The following is a 19,390-nucleotide window of genomic DNA, read 5'->3' on the forward strand; positions in this document are numbered from 1 at the left end:
TCAATATTCTAGCCGAAGCGAACCGAAGGCCATTAATGGATCCGCCGGGTTATTGGACCAGGAAGCGCGTTGTATATAGTACTGGGTGTCGGAAACGTTATTGACGTTGACCTGGGCCGTCAGCCTGGTCTTGCCGATATTGAAGCGATAGGCAGCCATCACATCCAAGCGCGCGCAGGCATCGTCGTAAAAACTGTTGGCGGTGTCGCCGTAGCGTAGGCCGGCGGCGTAGATGCCAGCGCCGACGCTAAAACCTCTCAACATTTCTTGCTGAAAATCGTATTTCAGCCACAAGCTTCCCGAATGCAGCGGTGCGTACGGCAGCCGCTTACCCTGATTGCCGGAGTAGTCCTTGGTAACCTCGGTATCGGTATAAGCGTAAGTACCGATCATGCTTATCGCATCCGTTAACCGACCGCTGATATCCCACTCTATACCCTGGCTGCGGGCCTCGCCGATCGCTACATTAAGCGAACGATTACTCGGGTCTGGTGTCAGCACGTTTTGCTTGGTCAAATGATAATAAGCCAAGGTGCTGGTTAATCGCCCGTCAAAAAACGAGGTCTTGATGCCGCCTTCATACTCGGTCGAAGTCTGAGGGTCGAACGGTTTGCCTGAGGCTTGCCGGCCATTGTTGGCGCCGAACGATTCGACAAAATGGCCATACAACGACAGCCATTCCGTCGCTTGATAGAGTATGCCGACCCGCGGACTTAAATTGGTTTCTTCGATATCGTCGTAAGCGTCGCTGGCTAACGCCAGGTTTTGGTCGGAATAACCGCTTCCAAAAGTGGCGATGTCGTAACGCAAGCCGCCCAGCAGGTGTAGTTTGTCCCACAAAGTGATTTCATCCTGGCCATACACGCCGAACCACTCGTTATCCTCGATGTAGTTGAACAAATACGGTGGCGCCATCGCCGCTTGCACATTGAATCTAGGCATGTCCCTGAAAACGTTGACATTGTCCATGGCGCGGGCAGTGGCATGATCGACGCTGCGTTGGTGATAATAGTCGCCGCCGATCAGCAGATCGTGCTCGATACCGAAGGTTTTGAATTTACCGGTCAAATCCAGATAAACGGTTTGGGTGTCGTAAGCCAGGCTGCCGAACCATGCCCCACGGGGCGTATCGCCATTTAGCGCCGCTCTACCGTCGGCATAAACCTCCTGCAAACCCGCGTCGCCGTCAACGACGACCATGCCGTTTCTTAGTTTCCAATTGTCGTTGAAGCTGTGCGTCCAATTGAAATCGACCAGCCAGTAGGAATCCTTGTCCACCAATCCCTCTTGAACGAAGGTGCGGGAGATCGGTGCCGGCGCGGCGCGATTGCCGGTAACGGGAAGGCCGGCATCGTAAGTCCGATTATCGTCCATGTATTCCACCGACAGATTGAATTCGGTGCGATCCGAAGGCTTCCAGTTTAGGCTGGGTGCGAAAAAAATCCGGTCATTGACTACAAAATCCCGGAAAGAGTTGCTATCGAGATATGACATGTCCAGCCGGTAAGCCAGCGATCCGTCCTGAGTCAGCGGCCCGGTGGCGCTCGCTTCGGTCCGGTAGTAGTCGTAGGAGCCAAAGCGTTGCTCGATCGAATAATACGGATCGGCCGAAGGCTTTTTGGTGACCAGATTGATCAAGCCGCCGGCTTCGATACGCCCGTACAGTCCGGATGCCGGTCCTTTCAGCACTTCGACCCGGTCCAGGTTGGCGAAATCGGCGCTACTTTTTTGCATCCTGATGCCATTACGGTAGTAATTGCTCCTGAAGCCCAATTCGAAGCCACGAACGACATAAGCGTCCGCTCCGCCGGTGGTGCCGCCGTTGGATGCACGTTGCTGCACTCCGCTGACGTTCTTCAGCGCATCCTGCAAACGGAAGGCTTGTTGATCCCGTATCGCTGCTTGGGGCACTACCTGTATCGACATCGGCGTTTCCATGATAGACGCGTCGGTTTTGGTGGCGGTCGAGGCAATTTGCCGGTTGTAATCGGTGTTATACGGATCGTTTGCATCATAAACCACCCTCCCCAACACCGTCACCGCCGCCAAGGTCTCGACCTTAGCTGCCGCCGAGCCATCCTGCTTGATCGCCACCGCATTGTCGGCGGTAAAGGTATAAACCAGGCCGCTGCCCGCCAACAGTTTTTGCACGGCTTGCAGGGGTGTCAAGCGGCCACTGAGCGCTGGCGCGCGTTTGCCGGCCATGATGCCGTCGGCGTAAAACGGTTGCAGGCCGGTTTGTTGGGCCAAGGCGTCCAATGCTGAGGCCAACGGTTGGGCGGGGATGTTGAAGTCGTAGGTTTTTTCGTCGGCGACCGCAGTATTGATCGTCAGTACCAGCGGCGCGACCAGCAGAAGGTGCGTCAGTGTGTGCATCGGTGCTCCTTATCGAATAGTAATTACTCCACCCAATAAGATCGTTTCAGAATGCCAACACCGCCAATTGCCCCTGGATTTTTTTATCGGTTGCCCCGCCTCAATCAATTCGCTCGCCGTATCGTAATCCGTTCATCGCCGCCTCGAATTATTTTCACAGACAAGGCACTAGCCATGGTATCCAGGGTTTGTTCAAGATCGTTCGCCGGGAAGCGGCCGCTGACCGTCAAGGTTTGTAGATCGGCATCGGCCAACTCGAAGCGGACCCGATGATAGCGGCCCAGTTGTTTCAACACTTCCGGCAAACTCTGTTTTTTGAAAACCAGCACGCCGCTACGCCAGGCAGCGATCGCGTTCAAATCGCCGTTGACTAACGCATCCAGGCGACCAGCGTTGTCGTAACCGGCCTGCTGACCGGCGGATAAGTTAAGCGAGGGCATCGCCCCGGCGCGGAGGCCTACTTCTCCTTCCTGGACAGCCACCGTGACTTTGTCGTCTTGCCGGTAGACATTGAACTGTGTGCCGATGTCGCAAACCCGACCGGCGCCGGCCACCACTTCGAACGGCCGGCTGGCGTTATGCACCACGCTAAACCAGGCTTCGCCGCGGGCCAGCCAGACTGTCCGTTCGCCGTCGCGATATGCAACCCGCAACTCGGTATCGGTGTTGAGTTCTATTTGGGATCCGTCGCTGAGTAGCACGGTTTTACGCTCGCCCTTGGCGGTTTGGTAGTAATCTGCTCTCAACCACCACCCTATCGGCGAATTAAGGATTAGCAAACCGGCGAGACCAGCCGCCATTGCCAAGGCTGGCCAAAAGCGGCGGCGGTGCTGGGATAGACGGCGACCGGCCGCATAGCGGCGGGCGGCGACCAGATGGTTCTCGGCAATATTGCCCAACCCAGCCAATTGTCCCCAAAACCGTTCCACCTCCCGATAGGCAGCCAGATGAGCCGGATTTTCCGCCAACCAGGCTGCAAATTGTCCGCGCTCCGCAACGCTGCAATCGCCGGAGTTTAGACGCGTCTGCCAATCCAATGCCTGTTGCTGGATGCTGCTTAACGACGAAGGAGGGGGGGTATTCATCTACTTATGGTATCGCGGATTGGTGAAGGCAAAACAGTATCGGCTTATTGCCTATCCCGAGCGGTGAAGGCAAAGCAGTGTGCCAAAGCCTTGGCGCAATGGCGCTCGACGGTGCGCCGGGGAATTTCAAGCGCTTCGGCAATTTCCGCATGGCTCCAACCGTCGATCCGGTGCAACAAAAACACATGCCGCTGAATGTCCGGCAGTTGCTCCAAGGCCGTCCGGCAATGTTGCAATAGCAATGCTGTTTCGGCCTCGGTCTCCGGTGTAGGTAATGGCGAAGGCAGTGCGTCAAAATCGTCCAGATATTCTGCCGATCGTTCTCTAACCTGCTGCTTACGGTGATGATCCACCGCCGCATTGGCGGTCACTTTATATAGATAAGCCCGAGGGTTGCCGATGGTTAGCGGATCTTCGTGCTGCAGTAAACGCAGATAGGCATCCTGAACCAGGTCTTCGGCATCGTCCCCGGCCCGTTGCGACGCAAACACCAACAATTCTCGACCGTACCGATGAAATAACAGATCGAATAATGTATGGCTGCGCTTTGGCATGACTGGCTGGAGTGTGCGACGAAAGTCAGCTAGCCAGCAAACTTCAAGCCATCGGCACTAAAAACTAAGCAAAACTTCCTTAACTCACGAACTTGTGCGTCCAAACCTTGGGCGTGGCCGTCGGTATGCTACTTATGATTGATAAGCACCAGGGTGACGCAAAAAATTCGATACCGGGAACTTAAGCGAACGATTTAAAACAGGGGATATGCAGCAGCGCAACTAAGTGAAATGACATAGTCATCTTAGACGCCGGCAACTGGAAGCGGAATGCCGAAAGGCACTCCGCTTTACGGAGAAAACTTATTGCTTGGTTTGCGGTTTTGTCACCAATGCCTTGGCGTCCGGCCCCATTGGCACCGAGTAGTCGGCTGAGGAAATCACGTTTTGGCTGGCAATCTCGACAACCCTTAAAGAAACGTAAACGTTATCGTGACCGGGTGCAAACGAGCCGATTACCACGGCCTTGGCACCGACGTTATTCAAGGCTTCCTTGGTTTTTTCGGGGAGCTGCAGAATGCCGGCTTCGTTTTTAGCAAAAATTTCGGTTGGCAATTCCATTCCCATCACCTGATAGCCAGAGCGATGAAAAGCAGAAGAAATCTGATCGGAAACAATCCGGCCAAACGGCAGGGATTGGCCCAGATCGTCAACATTGACCAAGGAATTGATCACCACCAGACTACCTCTGGGTAAAGGCTGCCGTAAATCGAGAATGAGTTGATTGACAACCTGATAACTCACTTCCACCAAATTGTCGTCCTTAATTTCCGGACGGGAAAACCGGTAACAACCACCTAGCATGGTCAGCGCCAAAAGCATCAACGCCATTGTCTTTCTGTTGAACATAAGGATCTCCTCTCGAAATTTTCAAAGTTATCAGAGCTTAAAACAGCAAACGAGTCAATCGAATTATTATCGCTGCGGCCCAAGCCGTAAAGGCTAGCCGATATTTGGCAATTGTTTTGGCGAACTTAAACCACCAGACAGATTAGGCGCCGGAGCCGGCATCATTGGCCGCTTTCGGTGACGATCACCCCAATGCCATTCTTCTGCAACAGTTCCTTAATGGTGGAAACGCTGGCAGGATTATCGTAAGGGCCAACTTTAACTCGATGCCAAATCACATTGCCGACCTTGGCTTTCTCAACACGCGACTCGATACCGAGCAGCGCTAGCTTAGCCTTATGCCGTTCGGCTTCGGAGGCTTCGCGGAAAGAACCGGCCTGCATGATGTATTTAGCCGCTTTGGTTTTGCCCACCAGTTGTTCTCGAACCCTAGTTTTGATTTCGTAATCCGGCACTACCACTTCCGCCTGCGGCAGAATGGTATAGAAATCGTAGCGAGGTTCTTCGGGTTCCGCGGGTGGTTGTGGCTCGGCCGGTTTTTCCGACTCGGCGGCCGCTGCCACTGGCACCTTTACTGGCAATTCCTGTTTTAGTTTTTCAGCTATCGGCGGATTTTCCGCTTCCGGTTTGCCGGCAACCAATTCCGGCACCATCTGCCGGATCATGTTCAGAAACACCCCAAAAGCCACGATTAGCACGATCACCAATAGCCAGCGCCACAGCGCCACCGAGGATTTTTTCGGCTTTCTGCGGCTATTGACGTAACTGGCGCTCTGAACGCGGTGTTTATAGTCTCTGGCCATTACATCGTTTCAGGCGTGTTAATTTTCAGTAGCGTCAGGGCATTGACCAATACCTGCTTCACTGCGCAAATCAAATTGACCCGGGCATTGCAGAGTTTGTCGTCGTCAACCAGAAACTGATGCGCGTTGTAATAGCTATGAAACTGATTGGCCAGTTCCCGCAAATAATGAATCAGTTGATGCGGCTCGTAATTAACCGCGGCGCGCTCCAGTGCTTCCGGATATTTGGAAAGTGTAGTCAGTAACGCGGCTTCCTGCTCTTCGGTCAGTAAATTTAGATTCTCCATACCTAAATGCGGGTTGCGTTGCCGGCCTTTTTCGTCGATCTGCCGCAACACGCTGCACACCCTGGCATGGGCGTATTGCACATAGTAAACCGGATTTTCATTGGTTCTGGAGGTAGCCAATTTCAAGTCGAAATCCATGTGTTGCTCGGACTTGCGCATCACATAAAAAAAGCGGCAAGCATCCTTACCAACCTCGTTGCGTAACTGTCTTAACGTGACGAACTCGCCGGAGCGGGTCGACATCTGCACTTTTTCGTCGCCCCGATACAAGATTGCAAATTGCACCAGCAATACTTTCAATTTGGATTCGTCTGCGCCCAAGGCCTGCATCGCCGCTTTCACGCGCGGAATATAGCCGTGATGGTCGGCGCCCCAGATATTGACGATCTGATCGAAGCCGCGATCCAGCTTGTTCATGTGATAAGCGATATCGGACGCAAAATAAGTGGTCTGGCCATTATCGCGCACCACTACTCTATCCTTCTCGTCGCCCAGGCGGCTGGAGGCAAACCAGGTAGCGCCTTCTTGCTGATACAGATAACCGGCCGCATCCAAGCGCTTTAGCGCTTGTTCGACGGAGTGATCGTCCATCAGCGAACGCTCGGAAAACCATTGCTGGTAACTGACGCCGAATTCGGCCAAATCGTCTTTAATATCGTCCAGAATTTCGTCCAGGCCGGCTTGAAACACTTCTTTATAGGCCTCGCCGAGCAACGCTTTGGCACGCTCGATCAACGCATCGATATGTTTTTCCTTATCGCCGCCTTGCGGCTCGTCGGCGGGTAAATCCGCCATCACTAGCTCGGCGGCTCTGCGGTAAGCGTCGCCGGCTTTCTTATGCAGATTAGCGGAAATTTCCCGGACATATTCGCCGCGATAGCCGTTGCTGGGGAAAGGCAGAACCTCGTCACAGGCTTCCAGATAACGCAACCAGACGCTGGTGGCGAGAATATCCATCTGCCGGCCGGCATCGTTGACATAGTATTCGCGTTCGACTTGAAAACCGGCGGCTGCCAGCAAGTCGGCCACTGCAGAACCGTAAGCAGCGCCGCGGCCGTGGCCAACATGCAAGGGACCGGTAGGATTGGCGGAAACGAACTCGACTTGCACCCGTTTGCCGGCGCCGACCTGACTTAAACCGAACTCCGATCCGGCATCGAGTATCTGTTTGACGATCTGGAACTGACTATCGGGATTGATAAAGAAATTGATAAATCCGGGGCCGGCGATGTCAACCTTGCTGACCATCGCATCGCTCGGCAGGGCTGCGACGATTTTTTCGGCCAGTTGTCTAGGATTTAGTTTAGCCGGCTTGGCCAGCAACATCGCCAGATTGGTGGCGAAATCACCATGTTGCGCATCGCGAGTGCGCTCTAAATTGATTTGCGCAATAAAATCGTTTTCGAGAATACCTTGAGTCTTAAGGGCTGTAACGGCTTGTTGTAAAAGGGATTCCAGCTTTTGTTTCATCGCGTTGAAAAATGGGGATTTATCGGAAAATAGCCGCCATTATCCATTAAAAACAAATTATTGGCTAGGACGCTCGCCGAACAGCGCCGTGCCTATCCGCACCAGCGTCGAACCTTCGGAGATCGCCGCCTGCAAATCGCCGCTCATTCCAAACGAAAAGGTATCGAGATCGCTACGATTAAGGTGCCGTACCGCTTGATAAAGCCGTCGATAGGGCAGACATTGTGCTTGATAATCTTGCTGCGGCTCAGGAATCGCCATCACCCCGCGCAAACGCAAGCGCGGCAGTTTGCCGACTTGTTCGATCAGTGTCGGCAAATCGGTCAATTCTATGCCGGACTTGCTGGCTTCGTCGCTGATGTTGACTTGCAAACAGATATTCAAAGGCGGCAAATAGTCGGGACGCTGCTCACTGAGGCGCTCGGCTATTTTCAGGCGATCGACGCTGTGCACCCAGGCAAAATGCTGAGCGATAGGCTTGGTTTTATTGGATTGAATCGGCCCGATGAAATGCCAGCTGATATTGAACGCCGCCAATTCCTGCTGTTTTTTCAGGGCTTCCTGTAAATAGTTTTCGCCAAAATGGCGCTGACCGATCCGATACGCGGCGGCAATATCGCCAGCCGGTTTGGTTTTACTGACAGCCAATAGCTGCACGCTGCCGAACGGACGTTGCGCTGTGATTTCGGCCTGACGCAGTTGTTCGCGTACCGTAGCGAAACGCCGAGCGATACTATCCATGATCCTCAGCCGCCGCGTCTTTTTTGACAAACAGCCGCGAAAACAGCAGACCGGATTCGAATAACAACCACATCGGCACCGCCAGCAGGGTTTGCGATAAGGCGTCAGGCGGGGTTAGAAACATCGCGATCACGAACACGCCGACGATGACATACGGTCTTTTTTCGGCGAGGGTTTCCGGAGTGATGATGCCTGTCCACACCAGCACGATGGTAAAAATCGGGATCTCGAACGATAAACCGAAGGCGAAAAACATCGCCAGCACAAAATCCAGATAGGTGGTAATGTCGGTCATCACCGCCACGCCGACCGGCGCCGCCGAAGTCAGATAGCCGAACACCAGCGGAAATACCAGAAAATACGCAAAGGCCGCGCCACCGTAAAACAGCAGCGTACTGGCCAGTAACAGCGGAGCAACCATCAGTTTTTCATGGCGATACAACCCCGGCGCCACGAAGCCCCAGAATTGATAAAGGATAATCGGTATCGAGATAAACACCGCCACCACGAAAGCCAGCTTGAACGGCGTGAAAAACGGCGATGCCACATCGATGGCGATCATCGTGCTGTTTTTCGGCATATGCTGCAACAGCGGCTCGGCCAGATAGGCATAAATCTCGTTGGCGTAACTGGCGGTACCAACGAACACCAGCAACACACACAACACCACCTTCAACAGGCGGTCGCGCAACTCGACCAAATGGCTAAAAAAAGACTGCTCTTTATCCTGCGGTGTTTGGTTTGTCATCGTCCTGATTGGTTTCGTTCACAGCCTGAACATTGAAGTTAATATCATCAAGGGCTGATTGGGTCTCTTGCACGGCCTTCTCTAATTCGCCGGTTATGCTTTGCTGCTGCATTAACTGGCGCATTTCCTCGGCATGCAATTCCTGCTTGATTTCAGCCTTGGCAGTGGCCAACACGGTGCGGGCTTTTCCTACCCATAATCCTGCCAAGCGCGCCGCTTTCGGCAGCTTTTCCGGACCAAGCACCAACAACGCTACCAAGCCAACCATCAATAGTTCTGAAAATCCGACATCGAACATATCGCGAACTAAGCCTGATCTTTCTCTTTGTTAGTGACTTCACCTTCCAGAATCTCTTCGTCCTTACGGACGATAGTCTTGTCTTCGCCGCCTTCCTTGCCTTCCTTAACCGCGGAGCGAAAACCCTTGATCGCTTCGCCAAGATCGGCACCGACATTTTTCAGGCGCTTGGTGCCGAACACCAATATGACGATCACCAGAACCACCAATAGATGAGGAATACTTAAACCCATTTTTCACTCCTTATTTAACCATCAGGACGCGTCGCGCTGCGCTTTTTCCTGTAAACCGGATAACCCAAAGCGGCGTTGCAATTCATTGATCACATGTTCGGGACCCAAGCCCTGTTGCGCCAACATCACCATACAATGAAACCAAAGATCGGCGGTTTCATACACTATCTTATCCTTGTCGCCGTCCTTAGCGGCAATCACCGTTTCAGTAGCTTCTTCGCCAATCTTTTTTAGGATGTGATCCAAGCCTTTGGCATACAAGCTGGCCACATAGGATTGGTCGGCGGTTTGCTGCTTACGCTGCTCCAGGACCAGGGCTAATTGCTGTAAAACGTCGCTCATTACTTTTATCTTAATTGTGGGCTGCGAAATCATAGCACGTTGCCGAAACAGCCAAAAAAAATCTACAGGCAAAAAAAACCTCCCAATGCTTGCGCAGAGGGAGGCAAAGAAACCAGCGGAGTGCTTTAGAAGGAGGTTACCGCTCGTTATTACAACACCAGGAGGTAGTTACAAATTCGGGGATCAATTGTTCAGCGCCTTTGCAGACATATTGCTGAACATCGAGGTAGCAGCGAACAATACAGTGGAGATTACAAACAATCCGGAAATAAAATTCCAAATACCGGCGATAAACAGTGTGCCGATTAAGATGTCTTTTTTAAATTCGTTCATTGTGCTCAAATCCTCTGCTTTCTAATCTTGTGCTTGACAAAATTTCTTGCGTTTGCTCTTCAGTTGGTGGCTACTATACAGGATAGAAAAAAGTTTACAATTAGGCTTTTATTAAATAAATTGTATAAAATTAAGAAACAATTAAAATGTCAACGCATTTTGATAAACTTTTTACGTTACAGGAGATAGCATGGACAAATTAACCAGCATGAATGTTTTTGTCCGCGTCGCCAAGGCCGGCAGTTTTGCTGGCGCCGCCAAAGACTTGGATATCTCCAGGGCCATGGCCACCAAACACATCATGCAGCTGGAAAGCGAGCTGAATACACGTCTGTTTAATCGTACGACCCGCAGCTTAAGCTTGACCGAGGCCGGCGAAGCCTATCTGGAACGCTGTCAGCAAGTGCTGCTCGACGTCGCCGAGATGGAATCGGCGATCACCCACTTGCAGACGGAGCCACGCGGCGTGTTGAAGATATTGGCACCGCCGGTCATCGGCGCCAGCCATATTTCGCCGGGCCTGACCGAATATCTAAAAAACTACCCGGACCTGTCGGTGGAGATGGTACTGAAAGGCGGCCAAGTCGATTTGGTCGACGAGGGCGTCGATCTGGCTATTTACTTGGGACAACTCAACGATACCAGTCTGGTGGCTCGTAAGCTGGCTAGCTCGTCGCTGGTGGTCTGCGCCTCCCCCGAGTATCTAAAAAAACACGGCATCCCGCAGGATCCGGAAGATTTGGATGATCACAGCTGCCTGATCAACTGGGCCATTCCGCCGCGCAATAAATGGCGCTTCAAGGGCATCCTTGGCGAACGCACCGTCACTGTCACCGGACGGATGCAAGCCAATATGGCCGACCCGATCCGTAATGCTGCAGTGAATGGTTTGGGCTTAATCATGTTGCCGCGCTACATCGTCGGTCGCGATATAGAGCAAGGCCGCTTGCAAGTAGTGATGGAGCAATACGGCATCTCGCCGCTGGAAATTTATGCCGTTTACCCGCACCGTAAATACATGTCGGCCAAGGTACGTTCGTTTCTGGAGTTTATTCAGGCTTGGTTACCGCACCGGATCGGCATGAATCCATGATCGATCTGCAACACAAATGGGATGCCGTCTATAGTAAAGCCGATACACCTACCACAGCAGCCGAGGTGCTGGCTCGACACCAATACTTGCTGCCCGAATCAGGCAGGGCGCTGGATTTAGCCTGTGGCCTGGGCGGCAATGCGCTGTTTCTGGCCAACTGCGGTTTGCAAGTCGATGCGTGGGATATATCCGCAGCCGGCCTACAAATACTACGCCAAGCGGCCATTGATCAAGGCCTTCATATCGCTACCCGCCAATGTCATATCGGCACCGAAACGCTAACCCCACAGACTTACGATGTGATTGTCATCTGTCGTTTTCTTGACCGAACCCTGTGTAATGCGATAATGGCAGCCTTGAAACCGGGCGGCCTGCTGTTTTATCAAACATTTACCCGCAACAAACTTGACCAACAAGGCCCCAGCAATCCCGACTACTTATTGGCACACAACGAATTGTTAACGCTGTTCAGTCCATTAAACCTGGTTTTTTACCAGGAATACGCAAAACTCGGCGATGTGCGGTTCGGCAATAGAAACGAAGCCTGTTTTATAGGGCAAAAATGAAGCGGTAAATTAATGATAGAAAATCTCGACCCTAAACAATCCTGGGCTGTATTGGAAAATAATCCGGCCGCGGTACTCATCGATGTCCGGACAGCCATCGAACATAGCTTTGTCGGCCACCCGCCGCGAGCGATTCATGTCGCCTGGAAAGAATTTCCCGGTATGCAGTTGAACAATGGCTTTGTAAACCAAGTGCAACAACATGCCCCGGATAAATCCGCGCCGGTTTTATTGTTGTGCCGCAGCGGACAACGCTCTGTAGACGCCGCCAAAGCACTGGAAGCCGCCGGCTATCAACACCCGATCAACATCCTGGAAGGCTTTGAAGGTCCGCTGGATGACAATAAACACCGCGGCAATCTCGGAGGCTGGCGTTTCCACGGTTTACCTTGGCAACAAAGTTAAGCCCTCACCAATCGGCCCGCGCAAACTCGTAAGCCGTTACTAAACCTCGCTGGTTCGTCGAATCGAGCCGGCTTATCTGTTCCTTAAAAAATCATCTAGTAAATTATTGTGATAGAAAAACTCAGAAACATCGCGATCATCGCCCACGTCGACCACGGCAAAACCACCCTCGTCGACCAGTTATTGCAACAATCCGGCACCTTCGACGCTCATACCAAAGTCGACGAACGGGTGATGGACTCCAACGCGCTGGAAAAAGAACGCGGCATCACCATTCTGGCTAAAAACACCGCGATCGACTGGAACGGCTATCACATCAACATCGTCGACACCCCTGGCCACGCCGACTTCGGTGGCGAAGTGGAGCGGGTGTTATCGATGGTGGATTCGGTTTTGCTGCTGGTCGACGCCGTCGACGGCCCTATGCCGCAAACCCGCTTCGTCACTAAAAAAGCCTTTGCCTTGGGCCTGAAACCTATCGTGGTGATCAACAAGGTTGACCGTCCTGGCGCCCGTCCTGATTGGGTGGTCGATCAAACCTTCGATTTGTTCGATAACTTAGGCGCAACGGATGAACAATTGGATTTCCCGATCGTTTATGCCTCGGCGTTAAACGGTTTTGCCGGCTTGGAAGCCGACGTATCCGGCGGCGATATGACACCGCTGTTTCAAACCATCGTCGATAAAGTGGCACCGCCGCCGGTTGAAGTTGATGCGCCCTTCCAAATGCAGGTCATCAGTTTGGACTATAACTCTTACGTCGGGGTTATCGGTATCGGTCGCATTCAGCATGGCAAAGTGACACGTAATATGTCGCTGACCATCGTCGATAACGAAGGTAAAACCCGCAATGGCCGCATGTTGAAACTTTACGGTTTCCATGGCTTGGACCGTATTGAAGTTGAAACTGCGCAAGCGGGCGACATTATTGCTTTCTGCGGTATTGAAAATCTAAAAATCTCGGAAACTTTATGCGACCCGAATAATGTAGTTGCCTTACCGCCTTTATCGGTCGACGAGCCAACCGTGAGTATGACCTTCCAAGTCAATAATTCACCGTTTGCGGGTAGAGAAGGTAAATTCATTACCACGCGCCAAATCTATGATCGTTTACAAAAAGAATTACAACACAATGTCGCGCTACGTGTTGAAACCACGGATGATCCGGATAAATTTAAAGTATCAGGCCGTGGCGAATTGCATTTATCGGTCTTGATCGAAAATATGCGCCGCGAAGGTTTCGAGCTGGGCGTATCGCGTCCCCAAGTGATTATCAAGGAAATCGATGGCGTTAAATCGGAACCCTATGAAAATGTCACGATTGAAGTGGAAGAGCAGCATCAAGGCACTATCATGGAAAAATTAGGTGATCGAAAAGGTGATCTAAAAGACATGGTGCCGGATGGTAAAGGTCGTATCCGTCTGGAATATATTGTGCCTTCCCGCGGCTTGCTCGGATTCCAAACCGAGTTCTTAACAGCCACTTCAGGGTCGGGTTTGTTCTATCACGTATTCGACCATTACGGCCCGGTGAAAGAAGGTGCCGTGGGTAATCGAGTTCGCGGCGTTTTGATCTCTATGGCTAAAGGTAAAGCGGTCGATTACTCTTTATACCCTCTGCAGGCTCGCGGTGAGCTATTAGTGGTGAATGGCGATGAAATCTATGAAGGCCAATTGGTTGGCATCCATTCGCGTGGTAATGATTTAGTGGTTAACCCAACTAAACCCAAGCCATTGACCAATATTCGTGCCGCTGGCACCGACGATAGTTTGACTTGCGCCAAAATTCAAAAAATGACTTTAGAGCAAGCGCTGGAGTTTATCAGCGACGATGAATTAGTCGAAGTAACCCCTAAATCGATTCGTCTACGTAAAATCCTGTTGACTGAAAACGAACGTAAACGCGCGTCGAACGCATCAAAATAGTCAGACCAAATAAAAAAACCCGTTCTCGTTATACGAGAACGGGTTTTTTAATGCGTGCCGTTAAATTGGCGTTTTATTGCGTCACAAACTTCAAGCCTATCACCAGCAACAAAGTCGCCAATACCGGACGCAGCACATATTCCGGAATCTTGGCGCTAAAATGACTACCTACCCAAATCCCCGGCACCGAGCCCAGCAACAAACTGATCAATAAATCCAAATCGAAATTGCCTAGACTCAAATGGCCCAAGCCGGCCACCGCCGTCAGCGGAATGGCATGCGCTAAATCGGTACCGACCACTTTCAACGTCGTCATTCTGGGATACAGGAACAGCAAAGCTACCGTACCCAAGGCCCCGGCACCGACCGAGGACAATGTCACCAACACGCCCAACACTGCGCCAGTCATCACGGTTGCCACTTTTTCCCAACGTGGCGAGAAGCGGCCGCTGTTTTCCTGGGTACTATGATCATCGTCAATGACCGGCGTCTTGGCCGCCCTGCGCAACAGGATGCTGCGTACCAGTAGCGCAAAAGCCGTCAACAACAGTGCCACACCCAAAGTAAACGTAATCGTGCCAGTCACTTCCGTGCCAACCGCCATCAGATTTTTCAACACATATAGCGTGAGACCGGCAAAGGGCAGGCTACCCAAGGCCAACCAGCAGACGATTTTCCAGTCCACCGAACCGTGCTTGCCGTGATGGACAAACACGCCTGCGGTTTTAGTGATGGAGGCGTACAGCAAATCGGTACCGACCGCGACCGCCGGTTTAAAACCGAATAAAAACACCAACAACGGCGTCATCAAGGAACCACCGCCCACGCCAGTGACACCCACCAGCATACCCACGGCAAAACCGGATGCCGTATACATTAAATTCATAATTAATTACCTTTTACTTCGTAGAATCAGATAAGCAAATGCATTATGCCAGCATGGTTGCTCAGCGTATTAATGATTAAAAGGCATATGAATATTTAATTTTTAGATATTAGTCATCCAGAAGACACACGACGCAACAGCTTATTGAACTTGTTTCATCGATTTACGCCGACACTCTGAACCACGCGGCATACAAAGCCGGCAAAAACAGCAGCGTCAGTGCGGTGGCCACCGTCAATCCGCCCATGATCGCGACCGCCATCGGCCCGAAGAATGCACTTTTGGTCAGCGGTATCATCGCCAGTATCGCCGCCGCCGCCGTCAACACAATGGGCCGAAACCGACGCACGGTGGAATCGACGATGGCATCGAAATCCGAACGCCCGGCCTGTTTGTCTTGATCGATCTGATCGACCAGAATCACCGAGTTACGCATGATCATCCCCGACAGCGCAATAGTGCCCAGCATCGCCACGAAGCCGAAGGGTTGATGGAAAATCAGCAGAAACAGCGTAACGCCTATCATGCCCAGCGGCGCGGTCAACAGCACCAAGGCCACCCGCGAAAAACTCTGCAGCTGGATCATCAACACCGTCAACACACTAAACAAAAACAAAGGCATGCCGGCCGCCACCGAACTGCCACCCTTGGCCGATTCCTCGACCGCGCCACCGGTTTCCAGGCGATAACCGGCCGGCAATTGACGCTTGATGTCGGCTAACTTTTCCTCGACCTGGGCCGAGACCATCGGCGCCTGCACAGTGCCGTACAGATTAGCCCGCACCGTGACGGTCGGAATCCGGTTGCGCCGCCAAATCACGCCTTCTTCGAAACCGTAATCCAATTCGGCGACTTGCGACAAGGGCACGCTGCGGCCGGATATAGTGGGTATCATCAGATTCTGCAAACGGGACAGATGCTTGCGTTCGGTCTCGGCACCGCGCACCAGCAAATCGATGCGCTCTATGCCTTCGCGAAATTCGGTGACATACAGTCCTTGAAAAGCGCCATTAACCAGATTGGCAATATCGTCGGAACCGATTCCCAATAGGCGAGCCTTGGATTGATCGACATTGATCCGCACTACTTTCACCGGCTCTTCCCAATCCAGTTGCACATTGGAAAGCTCGGGATTAGACCGCATCACCTCGGCCACTTGCCTGGCAAGCGTGCGCAAGGTCAACAAATCCGGGCCGGATACTCTAAATTGCACCGGAAAGCCGACCGGAGGGCCGTTTTCCAAACGCAACACGCTACCACGCAGACTTGGAAAATCGTGTTCGAATAGGGCAATCAGCTTGCGACGCAGTTGTTCTCGCTCCTCGGCGCCATCGGTCAGGATCACAAACTGGGCAAAACTCCGTTGCGGCATTTGCTGATCCAACGGTAGATAGAAACGCGGACTGCCGTTGCCGACATAGGCCACGTAATTATCGATGCCACTTTGCTGGTCCAACCAGGACTCGAATTTTTTTACGTCGGTTTCGGTAGCGGCATAAGACGAGCCTTCCGCCAAACGCAGATCAACGATCAATTCCGGGCGGGTGGAATCCGGAAAAAACTGCTGCTGGACAAATTTAAATCCAAAAATGGCAGCCGCGAACATCGCTATCGTCAAAAAAATCACCAGCCAGCGATGCATCACGCAATAAGCCACCAAAGCCCGAAAGCGCTTGTAGAACGGCGTTTGATACAGGTCGTGTCCATGACTTTTGTCGTGCGTGGGCTGAGCTTGCCTCAATAACCGTGCCCAAAATCGTGCCCAAGCCGATGGCCGGTGCCGATCCTGAGTCAAGTCCGGCAACAAGCGATAACCCAGATAAGGCACAAATACCACGGCCGCGAACCAAGATACCAACAAGGCGATGACGACGACCTGAAAAATCGAACGGGTATATTCGCCAGTCGTCGACTGAGCGGTGGCAATTGGCAAGAATCCGGCCGCGGTTACCAGTGTGCCGCTCAACATCGGCATCGCGGTCGAGGTATAGGCAAATGCGGCGGCGCGTGCGCGCTCCCAACCTTGCTCCATTTTGGACGCCATCATTTCCACGGCGATGATGGCATCGTCGACAAGCAAACCGAGCGCCAATATCAATGCACCGAGGGAAATCTTGTGTAAACCGACGCCGAACAAATACATCAGCCAAAAAGTGGTGGCCAATACCACCGGAATCGTGATCGCCACCACGATGCCGGTGCGTAAGCCCAAGGACAACAGACTAACACCCAATACGATGACCACCGCTTCGGTCAATGATTTAACGAACTCATTGATCGAACGTTGCACAGCTTTCGGCTGTGACGATACGCGGTGCAGTTCCAAGCCTATGGGCAATTGTGCTTGAATCGCCGCGACCGAGACATCCAGATCGCGGCCCAATTTGATGATATCGCCACCGTCGCGCATCGCTACGCCGATCAGCAACGCTTCCCGCCCTTTGTAACGCACTCTGTCCTTAGGCGGATCTTCAAAGCCCCGACTGACTTTGGCGACGTCACCGAGCCGGAATTCATTGTTATTAGCGCGCAAACGCAAATCGCGCAGTTGTTCCAGTCTGTCGTAGCGGCCGCTGATGGCCATTCGAATACGTTCATCCGTCGAGTCAAAACTACCGCTGCCGGTCACCAAATTTTGCGCTCGCAAGGTATGCAGCAAACTCGCGGTATCGATCCCCAAGGTTGCCAACTTGGCGTTGGATAAATCGATATAAATGCGTTGTTTCTGCTCGCCGAAAAAATCGACCTTGGCGACATCCGTCACCCTCAACAACTCGGCGCGGGCGGTTTCGGCATGACGTTTCAACTCGGCATAATCGTAACCGTCGCCAGTCAAGGCATAGAGATTGCCGTAAACATCGCCGAATTCGTCGTTAAATGTCGGACCATCGACGCTATCCGGAAGGGTATGGCGAATATCGCCGACTTTCTTCCTGACTTGATAAAAAATATCCGGCACTTGCTCGGCCGGTGTGGAATCCTTGGCCAGAAGGAAAATCATGGATTCGCCGGGACGAGAATAACTGCGTAAATTATCCAACCACGGCACTTCCTGCAGCTTTTTCTCCAGTTTATCGGTGACTTGTTGCTCCACTTCCAACGCGCTGGCGCCCGGCCAGCCTGTGCGGATGATCATCAGTTTAAAGGTAAACGGCGGATCTTCCGATTGACCCAAGCGGGTGTACGCCGCCATGCCGATCAGCGTCAGCGTCAGCATCATATACAAAACCAATGCCGGGTGGCGCAAGGACCACTCGGACAGATTGAAGCGTTGTCTCATGGCTGGCTCCGCGTCTCGGTGGCCCGCACCACTTGACCCGGTACCAACGTCTGCACACCGGCTACCACCACTTGCTCACCATCGTGCAGACCGTCGCTAATCGTCACACCGTCTTCACGGAAAACACCGGTTCTTACCGCTCTGGGCTGAACCTCGCCCGTATCGGGCTTGACCACCCAAACCACAGATTGGCCGTCTCGTTGCGTGACGGCTGTATTCGGCAACAGTAAATCATTGCTGTCTTGATGGTAAAAACGCACACCGGCGGTCATCCCCAAGCGCACCGCGCTATCGGCTTCCGTCACGGCTACCCGCACTTGAAAAGTACGGGTGATGCTATCGGCTGCCGGCGCCACTTCCCGCACCTTGGCTTGGTAAACGGTATTGAAATTGGCCCATAAGCGCACCTCGGCAGGCACACCTACCGCAATACCGGCCATCCGCGACTCCGGCACCGCAATCACCACTTCCTTGCTGTTCGGCACCGCGATGCGCACGATGACCTCGCCAGCCTTAACTACCTGACCAGGTTCGGCACGAATTTCAGTGACGACGCCATCGCGCTCCGCCAATAACTGGGTATAGCTCGATTGATTGCCGGTCACGGCTGCTTGCGTGCTCAGTTGCTTTACCTTGGCCGTCGCCGCCTTGAACTTTGCTTCCTGAATATCCAAAGCTTGATCGGAGATGAATTTACGGACATTGAGTTGACGGTATCTATTCAGCTCGGCTTCTGCCAAGGCCAGATCGGCTTCGGCAACACGCACTTCAGCCTGAGCCGCCTGTGTGGATAAACCGGTATCCATGCTGTCCAACTTGGCCAACAGCTGGCCTTTGCTGACTTTCGCCCCGACGTCGACCTTCCGCTCAATGATTTTGCCGTCGATTCGAAAACCTTGCGCACTTTCATAGCGAGAACGCACTTCACCGACCAATATGGTGGGCGCGGCCACAGTGCGTTGACCCACCGTGATCACCAACGCCGGGCGCGGTGTCGGCGGAATCGGTGCGGACTTATCGCAAGCTATCAATAACAACATCAACAACGGCAACAAAACTCTCATTTAATCCCCTTTAAAATAACTCCATGGCTACCGTCGGTTTATTAACGTCGC

At 52.6% G+C, this 19,390-nt stretch carries 19 protein-coding genes; 4 read left to right on the forward strand and 15 right to left on the reverse strand.

The features are described from left to right. From QZJ86_RS21340 to QZJ86_RS21395, 12 genes are all read right to left on the reverse strand, one after another. Positions 1-2,376, reverse strand: coding sequence for a TonB-dependent siderophore receptor (locus tag QZJ86_RS21340; protein ID WP_301935599.1), 2,376 nt, complete (start codon positions 2,374-2,376; stop codon positions 1-3). A gap of 104 nt (positions 2,377-2,480) precedes the next feature. Continuing rightward, positions 2,481-3,461 carry a FecR family protein gene (locus QZJ86_RS21345; RefSeq protein ID WP_301935600.1) on the reverse strand — a complete coding sequence of 327 codons (981 nt, stop codon included), beginning with the start codon at positions 3,459-3,461 and terminating at the stop codon, positions 2,481-2,483. A gap of 44 nt (positions 3,462-3,505) precedes the next feature. Continuing rightward, positions 3,506-4,015 carry an RNA polymerase sigma factor gene (locus QZJ86_RS21350; RefSeq protein ID WP_301935601.1) on the reverse strand — a complete coding sequence of 170 codons (510 nt, stop codon included), beginning with the start codon at positions 4,013-4,015 and terminating at the stop codon, positions 3,506-3,508. 303 nt (positions 4,016-4,318) lie between these two features. Beyond that, entirely contained in the window at positions 4,319-4,864 is a 546-nt protein-coding gene (locus QZJ86_RS21355) for a FlgO family outer membrane protein (RefSeq protein WP_301935602.1), read from the reverse strand. Between the two features lie 161 nt (positions 4,865-5,025). After that, positions 5,026-5,667, reverse strand: a complete 642-nt coding sequence (locus QZJ86_RS21360; protein WP_301935603.1) for an SPOR domain-containing protein — start codon at positions 5,665-5,667, stop codon at positions 5,026-5,028. Next, a complete protein-coding gene (argS, locus tag QZJ86_RS21365; protein ID WP_301935604.1) occupies positions 5,667-7,424 on the reverse strand; it encodes an arginine--tRNA ligase in 1,758 nt (585 codons plus the stop codon). Before argS ends, QZJ86_RS21360 begins: the two co-directional genes overlap by 1 nt. Positions 7,425-7,481: 57 nt before the next feature. Continuing rightward, on the reverse strand, positions 7,482-8,165 hold the full coding sequence (locus tag QZJ86_RS21370; RefSeq protein WP_301935605.1) for a YggS family pyridoxal phosphate-dependent enzyme: 684 nt from the start codon (positions 8,163-8,165) through the stop codon (positions 7,482-7,484). Then, entirely contained in the window at positions 8,158-8,913 is a 756-nt protein-coding gene (gene tatC, locus QZJ86_RS21375; RefSeq protein ID WP_301935606.1) for a twin-arginine translocase subunit TatC, read from the reverse strand. Before tatC ends, QZJ86_RS21370 begins: the two co-directional genes overlap by 8 nt. Further along, positions 8,888-9,211, reverse strand: coding sequence for a Sec-independent protein translocase protein TatB (gene tatB / locus QZJ86_RS21380; protein WP_301935607.1), 324 nt, complete (start codon positions 9,209-9,211; stop codon positions 8,888-8,890). Before tatB ends, tatC begins: the two co-directional genes overlap by 26 nt. An 8-nt stretch (positions 9,212-9,219) precedes the next feature. Beyond that, entirely contained in the window at positions 9,220-9,444 is a 225-nt protein-coding gene (gene tatA / locus QZJ86_RS21385) for a twin-arginine translocase TatA/TatE family subunit (protein WP_301935608.1), read from the reverse strand. Positions 9,445-9,465: 21 nt separating this feature from the next. Then, entirely contained in the window at positions 9,466-9,786 is a 321-nt protein-coding gene (locus tag QZJ86_RS21390; protein ID WP_301935609.1) for a phosphoribosyl-ATP diphosphatase, read from the reverse strand. 183 nt (positions 9,787-9,969) lie between these two features. After that, positions 9,970-10,119: a hypothetical protein gene (locus QZJ86_RS21395; protein ID WP_301935610.1), complete on the reverse strand. Its 150-nt coding sequence runs from the start codon at positions 10,117-10,119 to the stop codon at positions 9,970-9,972. 190 nt (positions 10,120-10,309) lie between these two features. Between QZJ86_RS21395 and QZJ86_RS21400 the strand changes: the two genes are divergently transcribed. From QZJ86_RS21400 to typA, 4 genes are all read left to right on the forward strand, one after another. Beyond that, positions 10,310-11,212, forward strand: coding sequence for a LysR family transcriptional regulator (locus QZJ86_RS21400; RefSeq protein ID WP_301935611.1), 903 nt, complete (start codon positions 10,310-10,312; stop codon positions 11,210-11,212). After that, entirely contained in the window at positions 11,209-11,778 is a 570-nt protein-coding gene (locus QZJ86_RS21405) for a class I SAM-dependent methyltransferase (RefSeq protein WP_301935612.1), read from the forward strand. The genes QZJ86_RS21400 and QZJ86_RS21405 overlap by 4 nt, the downstream gene beginning before the upstream one ends. Positions 11,779-11,790: 12 nt before the next feature. Beyond that, the gene (locus QZJ86_RS21410) at positions 11,791-12,183 is read left to right on the forward strand and encodes a rhodanese-like domain-containing protein (protein WP_301935613.1); all 393 of its coding nucleotides are present in this window, start codon (positions 11,791-11,793) and stop codon (positions 12,181-12,183) included. Positions 12,184-12,291: 108 nt separating this feature from the next. Continuing rightward, a complete protein-coding gene (gene typA, locus QZJ86_RS21415; protein ID WP_301935614.1) occupies positions 12,292-14,109 on the forward strand; it encodes a translational GTPase TypA in 1,818 nt (605 codons plus the stop codon). 73 nt (positions 14,110-14,182) lie between these two features. Here typA and QZJ86_RS21420 read toward each other — a convergent pair whose 3' ends face one another. The 3 genes from QZJ86_RS21420 to QZJ86_RS21430 all read right to left on the reverse strand — a co-directional run bounded on the left by QZJ86_RS21420 (position 14,183) and on the right by QZJ86_RS21430 (position 19,339). Continuing rightward, positions 14,183-14,995: a sulfite exporter TauE/SafE family protein gene (locus QZJ86_RS21420; protein WP_301935615.1), complete on the reverse strand. Its 813-nt coding sequence runs from the start codon at positions 14,993-14,995 to the stop codon at positions 14,183-14,185. A gap of 163 nt (positions 14,996-15,158) precedes the next feature. Further along, positions 15,159-18,275 carry an efflux RND transporter permease subunit gene (locus QZJ86_RS21425; protein ID WP_301935616.1) on the reverse strand — a complete coding sequence of 1,039 codons (3,117 nt, stop codon included), beginning with the start codon at positions 18,273-18,275 and terminating at the stop codon, positions 15,159-15,161. Next, complete coding sequence (locus tag QZJ86_RS21430; RefSeq protein ID WP_301935617.1) at positions 18,272-19,339, reverse strand: efflux RND transporter periplasmic adaptor subunit; 1,068 nt, start codon at positions 19,337-19,339, stop codon at positions 18,272-18,274. Before QZJ86_RS21430 ends, QZJ86_RS21425 begins: the two co-directional genes overlap by 4 nt. Positions 19,340-19,390 lie beyond the last annotated feature (51 nt).

Source organism: Methylomonas montana, assembly GCF_030490285.1.
Classification (GTDB): domain Bacteria; phylum Pseudomonadota; class Gammaproteobacteria; order Methylococcales; family Methylomonadaceae; genus Methylomonas; species Methylomonas montana.